Genomic DNA, 19521 nt, shown 5'->3' on the forward strand with positions numbered 1-19521 from the left:
ATAATATGAAAACGATCAACGGTATTGTTCCAGTAATGTTGACGCCATTTACAGTTGACGATCGGATTGATTATCCGGCGCTGGCGAAATTAATCGACTGGTATCTGGAGAAGGGAGTTGATGCGCTGTTTGCCGTCTGCCAGTCAAGCGAAATGCAGTTCCTTTCTTTAGAAGAACGCGTTGAGCTGGCGCATTTTGTGGTACAGCACGTGAATGGCCGTATTCCGGTTATCGCTTCTGGCCATATCAGTGATGATATTGAAGCGCAAAAATCCGAGCTGCTGGCGATGGCGCAGACCGGCATTGATGCTCTGGTACTGGTGACTAACCACCTCGATCCGCGTGATGAGGGCAGCGAAGTCTTCTACGCAACGCTGAACACGCTGTTAGAAACGTTGCCGGCCTCGCTACCACTCGGCCTTTACGAGTGCCCGGCGCCCTATCGCCGCTTGCTTAGTGATGATGAATTTACCTGGTGCGCTAAGAGCGGCCGCTTCGTTGTGCTGAAGGACGTGAGCTGCGATCTGGCGACCGTTGAACGTCGCGTACGCCTGGCGCAGGGTACGCCGCTTAACGTCATTAACGCTAACGCGGCGATTGCCTGGCCTGCGATTCTGGCGGGGTCACTGGGCTTTAGCGGCGTGTTTACCAACTTCCACCCTGAACTATACAGCTGGCTGTGGCGCGAGGGGAAAAACCAACGCGTATTAGCCGATGAACTGGCGATTTTCCTCTCTCTGGGGGCTGTAACTGAAACGCTGGGCTATCCGAAAAACGCCAAAATCTATCATCAGCGCCTGGGGACTTTTGACAGTATCACCTGTCGGGTTAACAAGGACGATGTGCTGAAAAAGTTCTGGGGGCTGACGGTGATTCTCGACCAGATTCGTGCCGGAACCGAACAGTGGCGTCAGCGTATCGTGGGCTAAGCAGAGGATGCCATTATGATCGTAACCAGTCTTAAGGCATGGCCAGAGCAGGCATCAGCCTACCATCCGGTAATTCGTCAGGCGCTGGCTTTCCTCGCTAAGAACGATTTTCAGGATTTCGCGCCGGGTAAAATCGACCTGATCCCCGGCCAGCTATTCTGTCTGTTGCAGGAGATGGACAGCGTACCTTTTGCAGAGGCGCGCCCGGAGTCGCACCGTCAATTTATCGATATTCAATATCTGATCTCCGGCCATGAGCGCATGGGGGTCAGTCGCGTAGAAAGCGGACTGCATTGCGTTGTGGATGACCGTACGCCGCAACAGGACATTATGTTCTGGCAGGTTGAAGAAGAAGAGACGCAGGTAACGTTAACGCCCGGTATGTTCGTGATTTTCTTCCCGGAAGATATCCATCGACCGTGTTGCCATCCGCAGGATGGCGGGATAACCCCTCTGCGTAAAGCGGTCATCAAAATCGATCGTGCGTTACTTGAGGAGGTGGTATGAGCATAGTAAATTCGACTGCCGCCACGGCAGTTGCACCTCCGAAACTCTCCCGTCGCCGCTGGGGGATTATTTTAATTCTTTTGCTGGCTGCGGTAGTGAACTATCTTGACCGCGCCAACCTGAGTATCGCCAATACCACGATTTCGAAGGAGTTTGGTTTTTCCGGTACCGAAATGGGTCTGCTACTATCGGCGTTTCTCTGGCCCTATGCGCTGGCGAACCTACCAGCGGGCTGGTTGGTCGACCGCTTCGGTCCTAAGAAGATGTTCACCGGTGCGCTGACTCTGTGGTCCGCCGTGACTTTTTTGATGGGGTTTGTAAATACTTACAGTTTTTTCTATGGTCTACGGGTGCTGTTGGGGGTCGCTGAATCGCCGTTCTTTACCTCGGGTATCAAGATTACTCAGAGCTGGTTTTCCGATAAAGAACGCGGACTACCGACATCGATCATCAATACCGGTTCGCAAATCGCTAACGCTATTGCACCTCCGCTGCTGACCATTCTGCTGTTGTGGGTAGGCTGGCGCGGGATGTTTATCGCCGTTGGTCTGCTGGGGATTCCGTTAGTGCTGGCATGGCTGAAGTTTTATCGCGACCCGGACGCGCGGGAAGCTATGCTGATCCATACCGGTAAAGTCGCTGTGACTACGGCGGATAAACCGCAGGTAAGCTGGGGCGCGCTGTTTCGCAACAAAACAACCTGGTTCATGATCTCTGGCAACTTCTGCATCATGTTTACTATCTGGGTTTATCTGACGTGGCTGCCTGGCTATCTGGAAACGTCCCTGGGCTTCAGCCTGAAGCAAACGGGTTTCATTGCATCAATTCCGTTCTTCGCCGGTATTCTTGGTGTCCTGTGTGGTGGGATGCTCTCTGACCGCCTGGTGCGTAAAGGCGTTCAGGCGGTAACGGCGCGGAAGGTGCCGATTGTGCTGGGTGCGGCAATGGCGGCCTGTTTTGTGATGCCTATTCCGTTTGTCAGCAACAGCGGTACCGCGATTACGTTGCTGACGCTGGGCTATTTCTGCTCGCAAATGCCGTCCGGGGTTATCTGGGCGCTGGCGGCGGATATGGCGCCAAAAGAGCAGGTTGCTTCTCTCGGTGCGATCCAGAACTTTGGCGGTTTCCTCGGTGCCGCGCTGGCACCCGTGATCACCGGGATTATCCTTGATGCTACCGGCCAGTTCACCAATGTCTTTATTCTCGGCGGCTGCCTGCTGTTCCTTGGTGCCTGTCTCTATGGCTTCTTTGTGCGCAAACCTCTGGCGCAGTAGTTCTTGACTCAAACAAAGCGCCGGTCGGCGCTTTGTCGCTGTTGCTGGACGCCATCTCCGTATTGCGGGAAACTAGCCGCATTCTACGCGAAGACAGGGATACATATGTCGCTGAAAGCCATTGCTAAAGAACTTGGGATCTCGGTCACCACCGTCAGCCGGGCATTAAACGGCTATGATGACGTGTCGCAGGAGACGCGAGCCCGCGTCGAGGCAGAAGCGAAACGCCGCGGCTATCGGCCCAATACCTTTGCCAGGCGTCTTAAAATGGGCAAAATCGATGCCGTGGGCCTGGTGTTCCCCGTACGTCCGGCTCCGCTGAATAACACGGTGTTTCTCGAGATGGTCGGAGAGATTAGCCATGAGCTGGCGCGTTATGAAATTGATTTGCTGCTGATCGCGGATGATGAGCAGGCGGATAAACATGGCTATATGCGCATGGTGCAAAGCCGGCGAGTCGATGCGCTGATCGTGGCGCACACGCTCGATGACGATCCGCGTCTGACGCAGTTGCTCTCCTCCGGGTTCCCGTTCCTCGCTCTTGGTCGCAGCCGCCTGCCGCAGCCCTACGCCTGGTTTGATTTCGATAATTATGCCGGGACGTATCGCGCGACCCGCCACTTAATCAGCCAGGGCCATCGGCGCATCGCCCTGCTGGGGGAAAACAACAGCCAGGCGTTTATCATTCAGCGGCGTAACGGCTACCTGGACGCCTTGCGTGAAGCGGGTCTGTCCGATAGCTGGCTGCGTAGCGTGTCGCCCACCCGACGCGGCGGATACCAGGCTACGCTGGAGCTATTGCGCCTGCCGGAGCCGCCGACGGCGATCGTCACTGACTGTAATACCCACGGCGACGGCGCGGCGATGGCGCTCTCGCAGCTGGGTCGCCTGACCGGCGATAGCCGCGTGTCATTAGTGGTTTATGACGGATTGCCGCAGGACAGCATTATCGATACTCCGGTCGCTGCGGTGGTTCAGTCCACCCGTCAGGGCGTCGGCCGGCAGATTGCAGAGATGGTCCGGCGGCTGATCGCCGGTGACGATCTCTCCTCTTTACAGGTGCTCTGGCAACCTGAATTCATCCCTGGCGAAACCGCCTGATCGTCTTTCTACAACGCTAATTTCTGCACTCGATCACGGATCCGAAACGTTTTGGTTGTTACCCGAAACGTTTCGGATCAACAGTAAGACATTCCTTGTTGTGGAGATGTCTGATGTCTGATTCGATTTTACGTCTGCAAAGCGCCACGGTTGATGTGGTGATCAAAACCCAGCCGTTCGCCGAAATTATCTACTGGGGGCCGCATTTAGCTCACTTTTCGCCGCAGGATGCTGCCACGCTTGCTCGCCCAATCGCCAACGGTCGCCTTGATGTTGACTCGCCGGTCACCTTGATGGCCGAGCTGGGCCACGGGTTGTTCGGCACGCCGGGAATTGAAGGGCATCGTCAGGGCCTGGATGGTTCGCCGGTCTTTGTGACTACCGGGATTTTCCACGAGGGGCAGCGCTTAACGCTGACCAGCGAAGACAAGCAGGCCAGTCTGCGTCTGGATAGCGAGATTGAGCTCGATAGCAGCGGCGTCCTGCGCGTCCGACATGGCTTAACCAATCTTCGCTCGCAGCCCTGGCAGGTCGATCGCCTGGCCGTGACGCTCCCGGTTGCCGAACGTGCCCGCGAAGTTATGGCGTTCCACGGCCGCTGGATTCGCGAATTTCAGCCGCATCGTCTGACCCTTGAGCACGACAGTTTTGTGCTGGAAAATCGCCGCGGACGCACCTCCCATGAACATTTTCCGGCGTTGATTACCGGTAGCCCGGCGTTTTGCGAAATGGAGGGAGAGGTCTGGGGCGTGCATCTGGGCTGGAGCGGTAACCACCGTCTGCGGGCGGAGGTGAAAACCGACGGCCGCCGCTACCTGCAGGCGGAAGCCTTGTATCTGCCGGGCGAAATGGCGCTCGCGGAAGGGGAAACGCTGTGGACACCCAGCCTCTATGCCAGCTATTCCGCTCAGGGGCTGAACGGTATGAGCCAGCAGTTCCACCGCTATCTGCGTGAGCAGATCATTCGTTTTCCGGACAATAAGCCGCGACCGGTGCATCTCAATACCTGGGAAGGGATTTACTTCGACCATGATCCGCAATACATCATGCGCATGGCGGATGAGGCGGCGGCGCTGGGCGTCGAGCGATTTATCATTGACGACGGCTGGTTTAAAGGGCGCAACGACGACTGGGCGGCGCTCGGCGACTGGTATCTCGATGAGAAGAAGTATCCCAATGGTCTGACGCCGGTGATTGAGCATGTGAAGTCGCTGGGCATGGAGTTTGGCATCTGGGTTGAACCGGAAATGATTAACCCGAACTCCGATTTATATCGCGCGCATCCTGACTGGGTGCTGGCGCTGCCGGGCTATAAGGCGCCGACCGGACGTCATCAGTATGTTCTGAACCTGAATATCCCTCAGGCGTTCGATTATCTGCTGGAGCGGATGAGCTGGCTGCTGGGCGAACATGCGGTTGATTACGTGAAGTGGGATATGAACCGCGAGCTGGTGCAGCCGGCGCATAACGGCAAAGCGGCGGCCGACGCGCAAACCCGTCAGTTTTATCGCCTGCTGGATACCTTAGTGGCCCGCTTCCCGCAGATCGAGTTTGAATCCTGTTCTTCCGGCGGCGGACGCATTGATTACGAGGTGCTTAAACGCAGCCACCGCTTCTGGGCTTCAGACAATAACGATGCGCTGGAGCGTAATACCATCCAGCGCGGCATGAGCTATTTCTTCCCGCCGGAAGTGATGGGGGCCCATATCGGCAACCGTCACTGTCACGCCACCTTCCGCCAGCACAGTATCGCTTTTCGCGGCCTGACCGCGTTGTTTGGTCATATGGGGCTGGAGCTGGATCCGGTGAGCGCCGATGAACAGGAGCGTGCCGGCTACCGCAAGTATGCGGCGCTGCATAAGCAGTGGCGCGACGTGATTCACCATGGCGTGCAGTGGCGGCTGGATATGCCGGACACTACTACCCTCGCACACGGCGTGGTCAGCGAAGATAAGGGGCAGGCGCTGTTTCTGGTGAGCCAACTGGCGATGCCGGATTACAGCCTGATGGCGCCGCTGCGCATCGCGGGCCTGGAGGCGGGGGCGCGGTATCACATTACGCTCCTTGATCACCCGAATATTCAGATAACGGGGGAGGGCGGTCACACCATGCGCAAGCTGCCGGCGTGGATGACCTCACCGCAGACGGTAAGCGGCGAGTGGTTGCAACAGGCGGGACTGGCGCTGCCGATTCTCGACCCGGAAAGCGCCATTTTGATTGGTCTGCAACGCGTGTGATGGCAATGGGCCGCCCGGCGGCCCTTATTGAGGAATATAAAAATGAACCCGACCGCCTGTACCCATAAAAACAACCCTAACTTCTGGATTTTCGGGCTGTTCTTCTTTCTCTACTTTTTCATCATGGCCACCTGTTTTCCGTTTCTGCCGATCTGGCTATCGGACGTTATCGGACTGAACAAAACCGAGACCGGTATTGTGTTTTCCAGCCTGTCTCTGTTTGCGATCTGTTTTCAGCCGGTGCTGGGCGTTATCTCGGATAAGCTGGGGCTAAAGAAGCATCTGATGTGGGTCGTCTCCGTCCTGCTGGTGCTGATTGCGCCGTTCTTCCTCTACGTGTTTGCTCCGTTATTGAAAACCAATATCTGGGTCGGCGCGTTAAGCGGCGGTGCCTATATCGGCTTTGTGTTTTCCGCGGGCGCCGGGGCGATGGAGGCGTACATCGAGCGCGTCAGCCGGAATAGCGGGTTTGAGTATGGCAAAGCGCGTACCTTCGGTTGCCTGGGATGGGCGCTGTGCGCGACCACGGCAGGCATGTTGTTTAGCGTCAACCCGGAATGGGTTTTCTGGATGGGATCGGTCGCGGCCTTGCTGCTGCTGGTACTGGTGGCGATAGCTAAGCCGCAGGCCAGTCAGGCGACCCAGGTGCTGGGCTCCCTGGGGGCCAATCGTTCCGCTGTGGATTTGAAAACCGCGGTGCGCATGTTCCGCCAGCGCAAAATGTGGATGTTTATTTTGTATGTGGTTGGCGTGGCCTGTGTCTATGACGTGTTCGATCAGCAGTTCGCCACCTTCTTTAAATCCTTCTTTACCACCCCGGAGGCAGGCACGAGGGCGTTTGGTTTTGCCACCACTGCCGGGGAGATCTGCAATGCTATTATCATGTTCTGCTCACCATGGATTATTAACCGTATCGGCGCCAAAAATACCTTGTTGATTGCCGGGATGGTGATGGCGGCAAGGATGATCGGTTCATCGTTTGCCACGACGGCCGCTGAAGTGGTGGCGCTGAAAATGCTCCATGCGCTCGAGGTTCCGTTCCTGCTGGTGGGGGCATTTAAATACATCACCGGCGTCTTCGATACTCGCCTGTCGGCGACGATCTACCTGGTCGGTTTTCAGTTTGCCAAACAGGTGGCGGCGATTTTCCTCTCCGCGTTTGCCGGCAACATGTATGACCGGATTGGCTTCCAGGACACCTATATGATCCTTGGCGGAATAGCGCTGGTGGTCACGCTTATCTCGGCTATCACATTATCAGGTAAAGCCCCCCAGGGTAGCGTAGAGGGCAAGGCGATGACGACCTGATCGTGCAGTTAGCCATAACCCGGCGTGGCCGAGCGCCAGGCACGACGCCGCAGTGACCCGCGGCGTCGTTTTTTATACCCGGTTTCCGGGCGATTCAAGCGAGATAAAACACCTCTTTGAGCTCCGCGCTCACCGGGCTGTTGTCCGGATTGGCAGGCATCACATCGCGCATATGTTGCCACCAGCGCTGGCAGACATCGGTACTGGCGACCGCATTCCACCGCTCCTCAGATTCAATTTCCACCGTGGCGAACAGCAGATTGCGCTCTTTATCGAGATAAATCGCGTAGCGATGCGCGCCCTGTGCTTTGAGTACCGCCTCCAGCTCCGGCCAAATGGGATTATGGCGACGCTGGTACTCCTCATGCGCGTCGGGATTGACCTGCATGACAAAGGCTTTGCGGATCATAAGGCCTCCAGATAGAGCTCACGGACCTCATCGCGGCTGGCGCTGCGCGGGTTGCATGGCGCGCAGGGGTCAGCCAGCGCCTTATCCAGCCAGCCTTCGATATCGGCTTTGGTGACGCCAAGCTGGCTGAAGCCTTGCGGGATTCCGACCCGTTTGCTCAGTGCGCGAATCGCGTTGATGGCGTCTGTGCTGGCGGCTTCATCGCTCAAACCGTGGGTGTCCACGCCCATGGCCTGCGCCACGCGGGCAAAGCGAGCGATGGCGTTCGGGCGGTTAAAATTTTCGATGATCGGCAGCAGGATAGCATTGCATACGCCATGCGGCAGATTGTGGGTGGCGCCTGGCTGATGCGCCAGCGCATGGACCAACCCCAGTCCGGCGCTGTTAAATGCCATGCCCGCCAGATACTGGCCGAATGCCATTTGTTCGCGCGCCTCGAGGTTATGCCCGTCCTCAACGGCCTTCGGTAGCCACCGGGATATCAGGCGAATGGCCTCCAGCGCGTTGGCGTCGGTAAGCGGATGGGCGCCGACGGAAACAAACGCTTCGATGGCGTGGGTCAGAGCGTCCATCCCGGTTGCGGCGGTGATGGATGGCGGAATATCCAGCATTACGCTGGCGTCATCCACCGCAATATCCGGAATAATATTCGGATCGATAATCACCTCTTTGACCTGACGCCCGGAGTCGATAATCACCGCGTTGCTGGTCATCTCTGCCGCGGTACCGGCCGTCGTGTTAATCGCCACCAGCGGTACGCCGGCATTTTTCACCTTGCCGACGCCGGAGTAAGCGGTGGAAGGCGCCGGGTTAGCGGTGAGGATTTTTACCGCTTTGGCGGTATCGATTGGGCTGCCGCCGCCAAAGGCGATGAGGTAATCGCACCCGGCCTCCCGATACGCCGCATAGCCTTGTTGTACCAGCGCCTCGGTGGGATTGGGAAAGACCTCGTCAAACAGATGATAAGACAGCTGCTGCTCATCCAGCGCGGCGAACAGGCTGTCCAGCAACCCGAGCTTGACCAACTGGCCATCGGTGACGATCAGCGCTTTGCCCCACTGTTTATTCGCTACCAGCTTGACCATATCACCGATAGCGCCCGCGCCGTGGAGGCTGATTTTGGGAAGTGCCAACATAAAACTCATCATAATTCTCCTTAATTACCGTGATTTTTATGCCCGGCGGCGCTGCGCTTGCGTGGGCCTGTTCTCTCGTAGGCGCAGCGCCGTCCGGCATTAGATCCGTCTTCACTGCATCACTCGCCGCGTAATAATTGGCAGCGAGATCACCACAATCAGCATCGCGCCGATGATGATTGACATAACAATGCCCGGCACGTTGAGCAGGCTCAGGCCAAAGGTCACCAGCCCCATCAGGAAGGCGGCGATAATCACCCCCACCATGCTGCCGGAACCACCGAGAATATTGATGCCGCCGAGTACCGCCATCGTCACGACCGCCAGCTCCCAGCCCATCGCCAGGGTCGGACGGGTGCTGCCAAGTCGGGAGGTCAGCAGCACGGCGGCTAACCCGGACATCAGCCCGACCAGCGCAAACAGCACCAGGTTGTGGCGCTTCACGTTGATACCGGAAAACCAGGCGCCGGTCGGGTTATTGCCAATGGCGTAGGTACGGCGGCCAAAGTTGGTTTTGTGCAGCAGGAAAGCAAAGGCGATGGCGAGAAGAATAAACAGCGCGAACTCGAACGAGAGCGCGCCCCACACATAGCCCTGGCCGAACCAGGCGAAACTGTCCGGATAGTGGTTCAGCGCTTTGTCGCCCAGCAGAATGTAGGTCATACCGCGATACAGGCTCATGGTGCCGATGGTAATGACGATCGACGACAGATTCAGGCGCGTGACCAGCAGGCCGTTAAACAGACCGCACAGCAGACCCACCCCCAGCCCGACGACCACCAGCAGCGGCGTATCGATCCCCGCCGCCGCGCAGAAGCCCATCACCGTTGAGCTCAGCGCCATGGTGGAGGCGACCGAGAGGTCGATTTCCCGGGCAATAATCAACATCGCCATCGGCAGGACCACAATCGCCTTCTCGGTAAAGTTGAAGGTGGCGTCCGACAGATTCCAGATATTGAGGAAGTAGGGCGAGGCCAGCGCGCAGACCACGAAAACCACCACCGTGACCGCGAGTAAAAATCCTTCCCAGCACAGCAGGCGGCGCAGCGGTGACGGCGCAGGTGCGACGTTGATCATCTCTTCCGGGGTCATTATTTTACTCATGATTTCACCGTCTGTTTTTGCGCGGCAACCACCGCACTGCGCAGAATTAACCGCCCGTGTCGCTTGTTGCCGCGCTCATTGAGCACCACCGCGATAACGATGACCGCGCCGGAGATCGCCATTTGCCAGAACGGTGAGATACCAATTACCGGCAGCGCATTATTGATGATGCCGAGGAACAGCGCGCCGCAAAGGCAGCCGATGACGCGCCCGGTTCCCCCCATCGTACTGATGCCGCCAATCACGCAGGCGGCCACGACCTGTAATTCAAAACCGTTGGCAACGTCAACGTAGGCGACGGCAAAGCGCGAGATCCACAGGTAGCCACAAAAGCCCGCCAGCGCGCCGGAGAGGCAGAAGCTGATGAACTGCATTTTCCCCGCATTAATCCCGGTGTAATACGCCGCGGTAGCGTTGCCGCCTGCGGTATACAGTGCCCGGCCGGTACGGCTGTAACGCAGAAAGTAGCCCACCAGCAGCAGCGCGGCGATGGCGCACCAGCTCAGCAGCGGTAGCCCAAGCAGCGAGGCGCGCGGCAGGCTGAGAAAATCGGCGCTCATCTGGTGCGAGTTGACCCAGCCGCCGTCGGAAAGCAGGAAGATAATGCCGCGGTAGATGCTCATGGTACCGAGGGTGACCACAATGGCCGGGATGCCGAGCCGCCATACCAGCAGGCCGTTGATCATCCCCATCAGCAGGCCCAGCAGGGTTGCCAGAACCAACAGCGCCCAAACCGGTACCTCGGGATAGTGGGCGTTGAGCAGCGCGACAATCATCCCGGTCAGCGCCAGATTGGCGGCCATCGACAGATCGATGCCTTTGGTCAGCAGCACCATCATCTGACCGAGGGCAAGGATGATCAAAATGGCGGTGTCGTTAAACATCTCCACCAGATTACCGGGAGTGATAAATGACGGCGCCCGGCTGCCGATAGCGCCGATCATCATAATGATGACGACAGCCAGCAGCGCTTCACGGTGTTTAAGCAGTTGTCGCCCCATTATGCTGCCTCCCGACCGAGGCCGCTGGCGGCGCTGACGATGGTTTCCGCCGTTGCCTCCCCGGCGCGATATTCGGCCACCATCAGCCCTTCATGCATCACGATGATGCGGTCTGCCATCCCCATGACTTCCGGCAGCTCCGACGACACCATGATCACCGCCAGCCCCTGGCCTACCAGTTCGGACATAAACTGATGCACCGCCGCTTTTGAACCGATGTCGATCCCCTTGGTTGGCTCATCGAGAATGATCACCTCCGGGTGCGTGGCCAGCCATTTGCCGATCACCACTTTCTGTTGATTGCCACCGGAGAGTGTTTCTACCGTCTGCTGCCAGTTAAACGCTTTGACCTGCAGACGTGAGGCATACTTATTCGCCAGCTGCCATTCGCGGGTGGCGTTCAATACGCCATTGGGGTTGAGTTGACTTAGCTGCGGCAGGCTAATGTTCTGGGAGATTGGCAGGGCAATAATCGCCCCCTGCTTCTGCCGCTCTTCCGGCACGCAGACAATACCCGCCCGGATGGCGTCCGCTGGCTGGCGGAAGTGCATGGTTTTACCGTTCAGCACGATCTCTCCGCTCGCGGGACGAGATACCCCGGAGAGCGCCTGCATCAGCTCGGTTCGCCCGGCGCCGACCAGGCCGTAGAAGCCCAGAATTTCACCTTTACGCAGCGAAAAATGGATGTTGGCAAACTCGGTGGGATGACAGAGGTTTTTCACCTCCAGGACCGTTTCGCCCGGCGTGCACTCGACTTTCGGGTAGGTCTGGGTGATGGCGCGACCAACCATCATCGCCACCATCCGTTCTTCGGTAATGTCATTCATCGCGCCGGAGCTGACGAAGACGCCGTCGCGCAAAATGGTGTAGTAATCAGCCAGTTCGAAAATTTCGTCAAACTTATGCGAGATAAACAAAATCGCTTTCCCGTCTTGCTTCAGACGTTCAACGATTTGATAGAACTCCAGAATCTCATGCTGCGAGAGGGCGGCGGTGGGTTCATCGAGAATCACCACCTGGGCGTCGAAGGAGAGCGCCCTGGCAATCGCCACCATATGACGCTGGGCGATGCTGAGGGTTTTCAGCGTCGCGCGTGGGTCAATCTGCACCTCAAGGCGGGTGAGAATTTCGCGGGCTTTGCGGTGCATTGCGGGCCAGTCGAGTTTCTTCAGCAGGCCGGTATGCAGATACTGGCCGACGAAAATATTTTCGGTGACCGACAGCTCGTCGAACAGCACGGTTTCCTGATGAATCGCGGTGATCCCCACCTTATGCGCCGACTCCGGGTTCGGCAGCTGGATAGGGATCGCTTTATAGAGAATCTCGCCCTCTTCGGGCTGATAAATACCGGTCATGACTTTGACCAGCGTGGATTTGCCGGCGCCGTTTTCACCGATTAAGGCGGTCACTTTGCCGGGCCAGAGATCGAGCTGTACGTTCTCAAGGGCATGCACACCGGGGAAAACCTTGGTGATGCCCTTAAGCGACAGCAGAGGAGTGGATGCCGTCATGATAATTCTCCAGTTTTTCCCCTCCCTGAATCGGTGAGGGGAACGGGGTCAAAAGATTTTTGAGAATTTATCGATGTTGCTGGCATCGTAAACGAACGGCTCGGCCATCGCGCCGTTGCCGTCGGCATCCAGCTGTACTTTACCCAGCTTGCCCATACTGGCTTCGGTTTTACTCGCTGTCCCTTTAACCAGATCGTCGGCCAGATATGTGGCGGCGTAGCCCAGATCAATAGGGTTCCAGATAGCGAAGCTTTTGCTGGCGCCGGATTTAATCGCCCCGGCCATTTCAGACGGCAGCCCGAGCCCGGTCACGTAGACCTTGCCAATCTTGCCCTGATCCTTGACCGCCTGCGCGGCGGCAACGATCCCGACCGAAGAAGGCGAGACGATCACTTTCAGATCGGGATACGACTTCAGCAGGCCCACCGCTTCGCGGTAGCTCTTATCCGACAGATCGTCACCGTAGGCCACGGTGACCAGATTGACGGACGGGTACTTTGGCAGCACCTTTTTCATCTCCTCGATCCAGATATTCTGGTTGGTCGAGGTCGGCGTGGCGCTTAACACGGCCACATCGCCTTTATCGACATTCAGCGTTTTTAACGCTTCGGCGGCGAGCCGGACGTTGGTTTCGCCGATCAGGGCATTATTGGAGGGGTTGAGATGGATTTGCCGACCCGCCGGCGCTACGCCGGAATCCCAGGAGACGACTTTGATACCGCGCTGCATGGCTTTTTTCAGTACCGGGACCACGGCATCAGGATCGTTGGCGGAGATAGCGATCGCATCCACTCCCTGGGCGATCAATCCGTTCAGCACTTCGATCTGCGCTTCTGCCGTGGTGGTGGTTGGGCCGGTATAAATCACTTTCACATCGCCTAACTCTTTGGCCGCTTCCTGGGCGCCGACGTTCGCGGCTTCGAAGAATCCATTTCCCAACGATTTCGCCACGAGGGCGATTTTCACTTCCGCGGAAGCAGAACCGGACAACGCCATAATGGCAACGGTGAGGATCAAGCTTGTCTTTGTTTTCATTGCTTTTACTCCACATGATTGAGTTAGATTCCCGTTGTCATGCACATGACAGATGCGTTGGCTTGTACGACCCGTCCATCCGTGGACTCCGCCCCCTTCCTGCAGTGCGACTTACTCGGGGAATGATTTGCAGGTGACAGAGTTCGCCCCGTCTCGGTGAGCGGGGCGCGATGTTGTTATTGATACAGGTCTAACGCGGACTGCATGGGCTGTACCGCAAAGCGTTTGCCCAGGGCGATGAGCTCTTCGCGGGTGATGGTCTGTTTCATGCCCCCCATCGAATAAACTTTCACCAGCACTTCGGCTGACTTCTCGGCGGTATCGATGAGACCGAAGGTTTCGTCCAGCGTCGGGCCGCTACCGAAGACGCCGTGGAACGGCCACAGCACCAGCGAATGTTTGCGCATTTCCAGCGCGGTGGCCTGGCCAATTTCATCGGTACCCGGCACCATCCACGGCAGAATGCCGACCCCGTCCGGGAAGACCACCAGACATTCGGTGCTGCCTTCCCACAGTTTACGGGTGAACAGATCGCTGTTGTTCTCCAGTACATAGGTCAGGGCAATCAGGTTGGTGGCGTGGCAGTGCATGATCACGCGGTCTTTGCCGTTGGTCAGCTTGATGCGTTCGCTGTGGGAGAGAAAATGCGCCGGTAATTCAGAGGTCGGCACCGCATCGTCCGTCAGTCCCCATAGCACGTGGTATCCCGCACCATCGCTGTCTACCTTCACCACGCCGAGATTGGCCGCAGGATCGAGCTGGACGTTGCGGAAAAATTTGCCGGAGCCGGTGACGATAAACGGCTGGTTCGCCAGCGTGGGCATCGGCTGACTGAGGGCGATGTAGCGCGGCTTAGCGTGAAAATCGGCCGCGAACGGTTCGATATCCGCTTCGTCGAGGCGCAGCGTCAGGTTACCGCCGTTACGCTCGTCCCAGCCCTTCAGCCAGGCATCGGAGGTGGCTTTAATCATGCCCTGGACGAACCAGGCGTTGATGATGTTCTGCATAGTCTTGTATTCCTGTTCATTTGGTGCGGGAATTGCCCTCACCGTAAATAGGGTGTTTATCTGCCGTAGGTCCTGTGATGGCGTCGTAAACGGCTTATCCGGATGAGCAGAATTCGCCGATCCGTAGCCCGGGTAAGGCGTCAGCCGCGACCCGGGGAAAATCCGGCATTATCTGCGCTGGTTCAGAACCGCTTTTTCGTAAGCCCGCACGCTATCCAGCCACTGGCTACCGGCCGGGGTATCATGACGCTGGCAGTACATCTCCCAGGCGGCCTGCCATGGCAGGCACTTCTGCTCTTCCAGCAGAGCCAGACGGGCGGTGTAGTCACCGTCAGCTTCCAGCTGGCGCAGCTGTTCCGTCGGTTCCAGCAGGGCGCGCAGCAGCGCTTTCTTCATGTTGCGGGTGCCAATCACCCACGCCGCGATGCGGTTAATCGAGGCGTCGAAGAAATCGAGACCGATGTGCACGCGGTCGAACAGGTTGTGACGGATGATTTCGCTGGCGATCGCCTGGGTTTCGTCATCCAGCAGCACGACGTGGTCACTGTCCCAGCGCACCGGACGGCTGACGTGCAGCAGCAGCCGAGGGATATACAGCATGGCGGCGGAGATTTTGTCGGAGATGACTTCCGTCGGGTGGAAGTGGCCGGCATCGAGGCACAGCGCGGTCTGGCGGCTGGTGGCGTATCCCATGTAGAACTCGTTGGAGCCGACGGTGTAGCTTTCCGCGCCGATACCGAACAGTTTGCTCTCTACGGCATCGATATGATGCGCCGGGTCGAGTTTTTCGCTGATGACCTCATCGAGCGCATTGAGCAGACGCTGGCGCGGGGCAAAGCGGTCAACGGTAATATCTTTCATGCCGTCCGGGATCCAGATATTCATCACCGACGGGGTGCCCAGCTGCTCGCCGAACCAGGCCGAGATACGGCGGCTGGCTTTACAGTGATCGATCCAGAACTGGCGGATTTCGTCGTTGGCGTGCGACAGAGTAAAACCATCGGCGCTCAGCGGGTGGGAGAAACAGGAGGGGTTAAAATCCAGCCCCAGCTTATTGGTTTTGGCCCACTCAACCCAGTTGCGGAAGTGTTGTGGTTTGATTTCATTGCGCGCCACCGGCGTGTCTGATTCCAGATAGAGCGCGTGCAGATTCAGGCGTTTCGGCCCCGGAATCAGGCTCAGCGCCTGCTCAAGGTCGGCGCGCAGCTCGCCAGCGTTCCGGGCTTTGCCCGGATAGTTCCCCGTGGCCTGAATCCCGCCCGTTAAGCTCCCTTCCGGGTTTTCGAAGCCGGCGACGTCATCGCCCTGCCAGCAGTGCATCGAAACGGGTAGCCGGTCCAGTTGACGCAGGGCCTCCTCGACATCCACGCCAACGGCAGCGTAGCGCTGTTTAGCAATATCCCAGGCTTGTTCAAGTTGAGTGGTCATGCGCAAAGCTCCTTAGTCTGTTGTGGCTGAAACTGCGCCACGAAACGGGCAATTTCATGTTCAGGATTGGGGGTAAAGGTGGTAAGCGCGGCATTGCGGCATACCACCTGACGGAAATCGTCGACGTTATTCAATTCGTCCAGGGTCATCAGTTGGATGCCGATATTGCCCAGCGTAGAGGCCTCTACGGGCCCGGCAACCACCGTGATGCCGCAGGCGTCGGCGCACAGCTGATTAAGCAGCGCGTTCTGGCAGCCGCCGCCGACAATATGCAGCTGGCTGAACGGCTGGCCGCGGAGTTGGGCCAGTTCGCGGAGTACGCGGGCGTAGAGCAGGGCCAGGCTGTCGAAAATACAGCGCGCCAGTTCGGCGTCATCGCCGGGAACCGGCTGCCCGGACTCGCGACAGGCGGACTGAATTTCGGCGCTCATATTGGCCGGATTGATAAAGCGTTCGTCGTTGCAGTCAATGACGAAACGGCAGGCCGGAAGAGGAGCGGTACGGGCGATCAGCGCCGACAGGTCGCTGATGTTTTGTTCTTTCAGCACCCGCTGTAGCAGCCAGAGGCCCATGATATTTTTCAGCACCCGATAGCGCCCTTCGGCGCCACCTTCATTGGTGATATTCGCCTGCAGCGCGTCGCTGCCGGTGTAGGGAGTTTTGCTTTCAAAGCCCATCAGCGACCAGGTGCCGGAAGAGAGATACGCGGCGTTTTTGCTGGCCAACGGCGCGGCGATCACCGCGCTGGCGGTATCGTGGCTGGCGACGGCCACCACCGGAATGGCGTTGCCCTGCGGGCATATCCAGTGACCGATCACGTTACCGGGATGCGTCGGCGTACCGAACCATTCGCGCGGCGCTCCGCTCCAGTTCAACAGCTCTTCATCCCAGCTATCGCTGTTAATATTGATCAACTGGGTGGTGGTGGCGTTGGTGTATTCCCAGTTCAGATTGCCGGTGAGGCGAAAGCTGAAATAGTCAGGGATCAGCAGCGCATGCGAAACCTGGCTGACCAGCTCCGGCTGCTGTTCAACCAGCGCGCGGAGCTGGTAAAGGGTATTGAAGGACATAAACTGAATGCCGCTACGGTGGTAGATCTCGGCGCGGCCTATCTGCTCTTCGGCATGGTGCATCAGGCCATGGGTACGTGAGTCACGATAGGAGACCGGCAGGCCCACGCGTTCGCCGTGCTTATCCAGCAGGACATAATCCACGCCCCAGGTATCAATACCGATACTGTCGATGAGGATACCCTGCTCGCAGACCTTCACCAGCCCGCGGCGAATTTCGCCTTCCAGACGGTCGACATCCCAGCAGTCGTAGCCATCCACCTTTTGCAGGCTATTGGTAAAGCGGTGTATTTCGCGCAGCGTTAGCGTACGCGGCCCGCATTCATAGCTGGCAAGCATCACCCGCCCGCTGGAGGCGCCTAAATCAACGGCTACACAATGACGAAAGCTCATGGGGAGATCCTTGTAAAAATCATTGTCAGCAGTCTAAAAAAGTCGTGAATCGCGCACCTTCTTGCCACTGACAGGGAAAACAGGCGGCTGGCAAGAAAGCAAAGATGACCGTGAGGGAGGTCACAGTTTCTCTTCATGAGCGTCAGGGAAGAGGATGTGATGTTGTCCGCAGTTCCCGATCTTTCCGGCTGTTTCTTGAAAAAGCGGCAGGTTTTACGAATTTTGCGGTCAAAAATTGAAGGCCGGATTGCGGACCCTTAATTACTATTTGTGACACTGATTGATAACATTTCTCATTTCGAGGGCGCCGTTATGACCATCTTGCACAGCGTGGATTTCTTTAAGTCCGGGACTTCTGCTGTGGCCATTGAGCCACGTCTCCCTCAGGCGGCGTTCCCGGAACATCATCACGATTTCCATGAAATCGTCATCGTTGAGCACGGTACGGGGATTCATGTGTTTAACGGCCAGCCCTATACCATCAGCGGCGGTTCGGTGTGCTTTATTCGCGATCACGATCGTCATCTCTATGAACATACGGACAATTTATGCCTGACGAACGTGCTCTACCGCGCGCCGGATGCCTTTCGCTTTCTGAATGGCGTCAATCAGCTGTTACCGCAGGAGCAAGAGGGAAATTACCTTTCTCACTGGCGGGTGAACCAGACCGTGCTGCAGCAGGTACGGCAGATCGTCGGACAAATGGAAGATATCGGTCTCGAACCGGATATGCATACGCTCGCCGGACGGGAGATTCTCTTTATGCAACTGCTGGTCCTGCTGCGTAAAAGCAGCCTCGCGGAAGGGGCGGTCGGCAACGAAGCGCGGCTGAATCAGCTGATGGCCTGGCTGGAAGATCACTTCGCCGAGGAGGTCTGTTGGGAGGAGGTGGCGGCTAAGTTTTCCCTGTCGCTGAGAACGTTACATCGCCAGTTGAAGCAACAGACCGGCCTGACGCCACAGCGCTACCTCAATCGGGTGCGACTGATGAAGGCGCGTCACCTGCTACGCCATAGCGATGAGAGCATCACGGATATCGCCTATCGCTGCGGTTTCGGCGACAGTAACCACTTTTCGACGCTTTTTCGCCGCGAGTTTTCCTGGTCGCCGCGCGATATTCGCCAGGGACGGGACGCCATTCTTCAGTAACGCGAGAGCAGTCAACGTTTTAGCGAGCAAAAACGCGAATAATAAACCGTTATTGGCGGTGGAGTTCTGGTAGTGGCTGGTCAGCTGATTCTGCGCAAAGATGAGTTTTTTGCCTCTCCTTCTCAGGCGGTAGCGGTTGCCGACCGTTATCCGCAAAATGTCTTCGCCGAGCATACCCACGAGTTCTGCGAACTGGTGCTGGTATGGCGGGGAAATGGCCTGCATGTCCTGAACGATCGCCCATGGCGCATTACCCGTGGCGATCTGTTTTATATTCGCGCCGAAGACAAACACTCCTACGCCTCGGTGAATGATTTAGTTCTGCAAAACGTCATCTATTGCCCGGATCGTCTGCGGCTTAACTTTGACTGGGCGACCCATATTCCCGGTTTGTTTGGGACGTCGTGGATGCCGCACTGGCGGATCGGCAGTTCTGGTATGGCCCAGGTTCGCCAGGTGATTACTCAGCTGGAGCAGGAGAGCGCCCGCGGCGATGCGCAGGCTAATAACATGGCCGAGCTGCTGTTTGCGCAGCTGGTATTGATTCTTCATCGCCACCGCTATGCGACCGATAACCGGGCGGCGACCCAAAGCGAAACGCTCCTCGACAAGCTGCTGACCGAACTGGCCGGCAGCCTGAACCGACCTTTTATTCTCGAGCTGTTTTGCGAGCGGGAAGGGTGCGGCGAGCGTGCGCTGCGTCAGCAGTTTCGCCAGCAGACCGGGATGACGATCAACCATTACCTGCGTCAGCTGCGTATCTGCCACGCGCAGTATTTATTGCAGCACACCGAACGCTTGATTGGTGACATTGCGATGCAGTGCGGATTTGAAGACAGCAACTACTTTTCCGTCGTCTTTAATCGTGAAATTGGCATGACCCCTGGGCAGTGGCGGCAACGCAGTCGCGTTGCCGCATAGG

Annotated in this window: 17 protein-coding genes; 8 read left to right on the forward strand and 9 right to left on the reverse strand. The window is 57.5% G+C overall.

Features of this window, described 5'->3' with window-relative positions:
* The first annotated feature begins 5 nt into the window (after nt 1-5).
* The 6 genes from MC50_RS08830 to MC50_RS08855 all read left to right on the forward strand — a co-directional run bounded on the left by MC50_RS08830 (nt 6) and on the right by MC50_RS08855 (nt 7356).
* A complete protein-coding gene (locus tag MC50_RS08830; RefSeq protein WP_047663685.1) occupies nt 6-929 on the forward strand; it encodes a dihydrodipicolinate synthase family protein in 924 nt (307 codons plus the stop codon).
* A gap of 15 nt (nt 930-944) precedes the next feature.
* Nucleotides 945-1436, forward strand: coding sequence for a YhcH/YjgK/YiaL family protein (locus MC50_RS08835; RefSeq protein ID WP_032696654.1), 492 nt, complete (start codon nt 945-947; stop codon nt 1434-1436).
* Nucleotides 1433-2710, forward strand: a complete 1278-nt coding sequence (locus tag MC50_RS08840; protein ID WP_032696653.1) for an MFS transporter — start codon at nt 1433-1435, stop codon at nt 2708-2710. The genes MC50_RS08835 and MC50_RS08840 overlap by 4 nt, the downstream gene beginning before the upstream one ends.
* Nucleotides 2711-2815: 105 nt before the next feature.
* On the forward strand, nt 2816-3811 hold the full coding sequence (locus tag MC50_RS08845) for a substrate-binding domain-containing protein (protein WP_032690112.1): 996 nt from the start codon (nt 2816-2818) through the stop codon (nt 3809-3811).
* Nucleotides 3812-3924: 113 nt separating this feature from the next.
* Nucleotides 3925-6048, forward strand: coding sequence for an alpha-galactosidase (locus tag MC50_RS08850; protein ID WP_047663688.1), 2124 nt, complete (start codon nt 3925-3927; stop codon nt 6046-6048).
* Nucleotides 6049-6090: 42 nt separating this feature from the next.
* Nucleotides 6091-7356 (forward strand): MFS transporter, encoded by a 1266-nt coding sequence (locus MC50_RS08855; RefSeq protein WP_032696650.1) that lies wholly within the window; start codon nt 6091-6093, stop codon nt 7354-7356.
* Nucleotides 7357-7450: 94 nt separating this feature from the next.
* On the opposite strand, the gene rhaM is transcribed toward MC50_RS08855, so the two are convergent.
* The 9 genes from rhaM to rhaB form a co-directional block, all read right to left on the reverse strand.
* On the reverse strand, nt 7451-7765 hold the full coding sequence (rhaM, locus tag MC50_RS08860; RefSeq protein WP_032690106.1) for an L-rhamnose mutarotase: 315 nt from the start codon (nt 7763-7765) through the stop codon (nt 7451-7453).
* Nucleotides 7762-8910: a lactaldehyde reductase gene (gene fucO, locus MC50_RS08865; protein WP_032690105.1), complete on the reverse strand. Its 1149-nt coding sequence runs from the start codon at nt 8908-8910 to the stop codon at nt 7762-7764. The genes rhaM and fucO overlap by 4 nt, the downstream gene beginning before the upstream one ends.
* A gap of 102 nt (nt 8911-9012) precedes the next feature.
* Nucleotides 9013-10005, reverse strand: a complete 993-nt coding sequence (locus tag MC50_RS08870; RefSeq protein WP_047663691.1) for an ABC transporter permease — start codon at nt 10003-10005, stop codon at nt 9013-9015.
* The gene (locus MC50_RS08875) at nt 10002-11009 is read right to left on the reverse strand and encodes an ABC transporter permease (protein ID WP_164887114.1); all 1008 of its coding nucleotides are present in this window, start codon (nt 11007-11009) and stop codon (nt 10002-10004) included. The genes MC50_RS08870 and MC50_RS08875 overlap by 4 nt, the downstream gene beginning before the upstream one ends.
* On the reverse strand, nt 11006-12517 hold the full coding sequence (locus tag MC50_RS08880; RefSeq protein WP_047663696.1) for a sugar ABC transporter ATP-binding protein: 1512 nt from the start codon (nt 12515-12517) through the stop codon (nt 11006-11008). The genes MC50_RS08875 and MC50_RS08880 overlap by 4 nt, the downstream gene beginning before the upstream one ends.
* A gap of 48 nt (nt 12518-12565) precedes the next feature.
* Nucleotides 12566-13552 (reverse strand): rhamnose ABC transporter substrate-binding protein, encoded by a 987-nt coding sequence (gene rhaS / locus MC50_RS08885; protein WP_032690100.1) that lies wholly within the window; start codon nt 13550-13552, stop codon nt 12566-12568.
* Between the two features lie 176 nt (nt 13553-13728).
* Nucleotides 13729-14559 (reverse strand): rhamnulose-1-phosphate aldolase, encoded by an 831-nt coding sequence (gene rhaD, locus MC50_RS08890; protein WP_047663697.1) that lies wholly within the window; start codon nt 14557-14559, stop codon nt 13729-13731.
* 168 nt (nt 14560-14727) lie between these two features.
* Nucleotides 14728-15987 carry an L-rhamnose isomerase gene (gene rhaA / locus MC50_RS08895; RefSeq protein ID WP_032690098.1) on the reverse strand — a complete coding sequence of 420 codons (1260 nt, stop codon included), beginning with the start codon at nt 15985-15987 and terminating at the stop codon, nt 14728-14730.
* Nucleotides 15984-17450: a rhamnulokinase gene (rhaB, locus tag MC50_RS08900; protein ID WP_047663699.1), complete on the reverse strand. Its 1467-nt coding sequence runs from the start codon at nt 17448-17450 to the stop codon at nt 15984-15986. The genes rhaA and rhaB overlap by 4 nt, the downstream gene beginning before the upstream one ends.
* A 312-nt stretch (nt 17451-17762) precedes the next feature.
* Here rhaB and rhaS (MC50_RS08910) point away from each other — a divergent pair, with 312 nt between their 5' ends.
* Both rhaS (MC50_RS08910) and rhaR read left to right on the forward strand, forming a co-directional pair.
* Nucleotides 17763-18599: an HTH-type transcriptional activator RhaS gene (gene rhaS, locus MC50_RS08910; protein ID WP_032690143.1), complete on the forward strand. Its 837-nt coding sequence runs from the start codon at nt 17763-17765 to the stop codon at nt 18597-18599.
* A gap of 72 nt (nt 18600-18671) precedes the next feature.
* Nucleotides 18672-19520 (forward strand): HTH-type transcriptional activator RhaR, encoded by an 849-nt coding sequence (rhaR, locus tag MC50_RS08915; RefSeq protein ID WP_032690096.1) that lies wholly within the window; start codon nt 18672-18674, stop codon nt 19518-19520.
* Nucleotide 19521: the final 1 nt, after the last annotated feature.

The organism is Klebsiella planticola (genome assembly GCF_000783935.2).
GTDB classification, from domain to species: Bacteria; Pseudomonadota; Gammaproteobacteria; order Enterobacterales; family Enterobacteriaceae; genus Klebsiella; species Klebsiella planticola.

Excerpts from the sequence above, each read along its gene's own strand:
- MC50_RS08830 (WP_047663685.1), top strand. The coding sequence starts at position 6 with ATGAAAACGATCAACGGTATTGTTCCAGTAATGTTGACGCCATTTACA.
- MC50_RS08835 (WP_032696654.1), top strand. The coding sequence starts at position 945 with ATGATCGTAACCAGTCTTAAGGCATGGCCAGAGCAGGCATCAGCCTAC.
- MC50_RS08840 (WP_032696653.1), top strand. The coding sequence starts at position 1,433 with ATGAGCATAGTAAATTCGACTGCCGCCACGGCAGTTGCACCTCCGAAA.
- MC50_RS08845 (WP_032690112.1), top strand. The coding sequence starts at position 2,816 with ATGTCGCTGAAAGCCATTGCTAAAGAACTTGGGATCTCGGTCACCACC.
- MC50_RS08850 (WP_047663688.1), top strand. The coding sequence starts at position 3,925 with ATGTCTGATTCGATTTTACGTCTGCAAAGCGCCACGGTTGATGTGGTG.
- MC50_RS08855 (WP_032696650.1), top strand. The coding sequence starts at position 6,091 with ATGAACCCGACCGCCTGTACCCATAAAAACAACCCTAACTTCTGGATT.
- rhaM (WP_032690106.1), bottom strand. The coding sequence starts at position 7,765 with ATGATCCGCAAAGCCTTTGTCATGCAGGTCAATCCCGACGCGCATGAG.
- fucO (WP_032690105.1), bottom strand. The coding sequence starts at position 8,910 with ATGAGTTTTATGTTGGCACTTCCCAAAATCAGCCTCCACGGCGCGGGC.
- MC50_RS08870 (WP_047663691.1), bottom strand. The coding sequence starts at position 10,005 with ATGAGTAAAATAATGACCCCGGAAGAGATGATCAACGTCGCACCTGCG.
- MC50_RS08880 (WP_047663696.1), bottom strand. The coding sequence starts at position 12,517 with ATGACGGCATCCACTCCTCTGCTGTCGCTTAAGGGCATCACCAAGGTT.
- rhaS (WP_032690100.1), bottom strand. The coding sequence starts at position 13,552 with ATGAAAACAAAGACAAGCTTGATCCTCACCGTTGCCATTATGGCGTTG.
- rhaD (WP_047663697.1), bottom strand. The coding sequence starts at position 14,559 with ATGCAGAACATCATCAACGCCTGGTTCGTCCAGGGCATGATTAAAGCC.
- rhaA (WP_032690098.1), bottom strand. The coding sequence starts at position 15,987 with ATGACCACTCAACTTGAACAAGCCTGGGATATTGCTAAACAGCGCTAC.
- rhaB (WP_047663699.1), bottom strand. The coding sequence starts at position 17,450 with ATGAGCTTTCGTCATTGTGTAGCCGTTGATTTAGGCGCCTCCAGCGGG.
- rhaS (WP_032690143.1), top strand. The coding sequence starts at position 17,763 with ATGACCATCTTGCACAGCGTGGATTTCTTTAAGTCCGGGACTTCTGCT.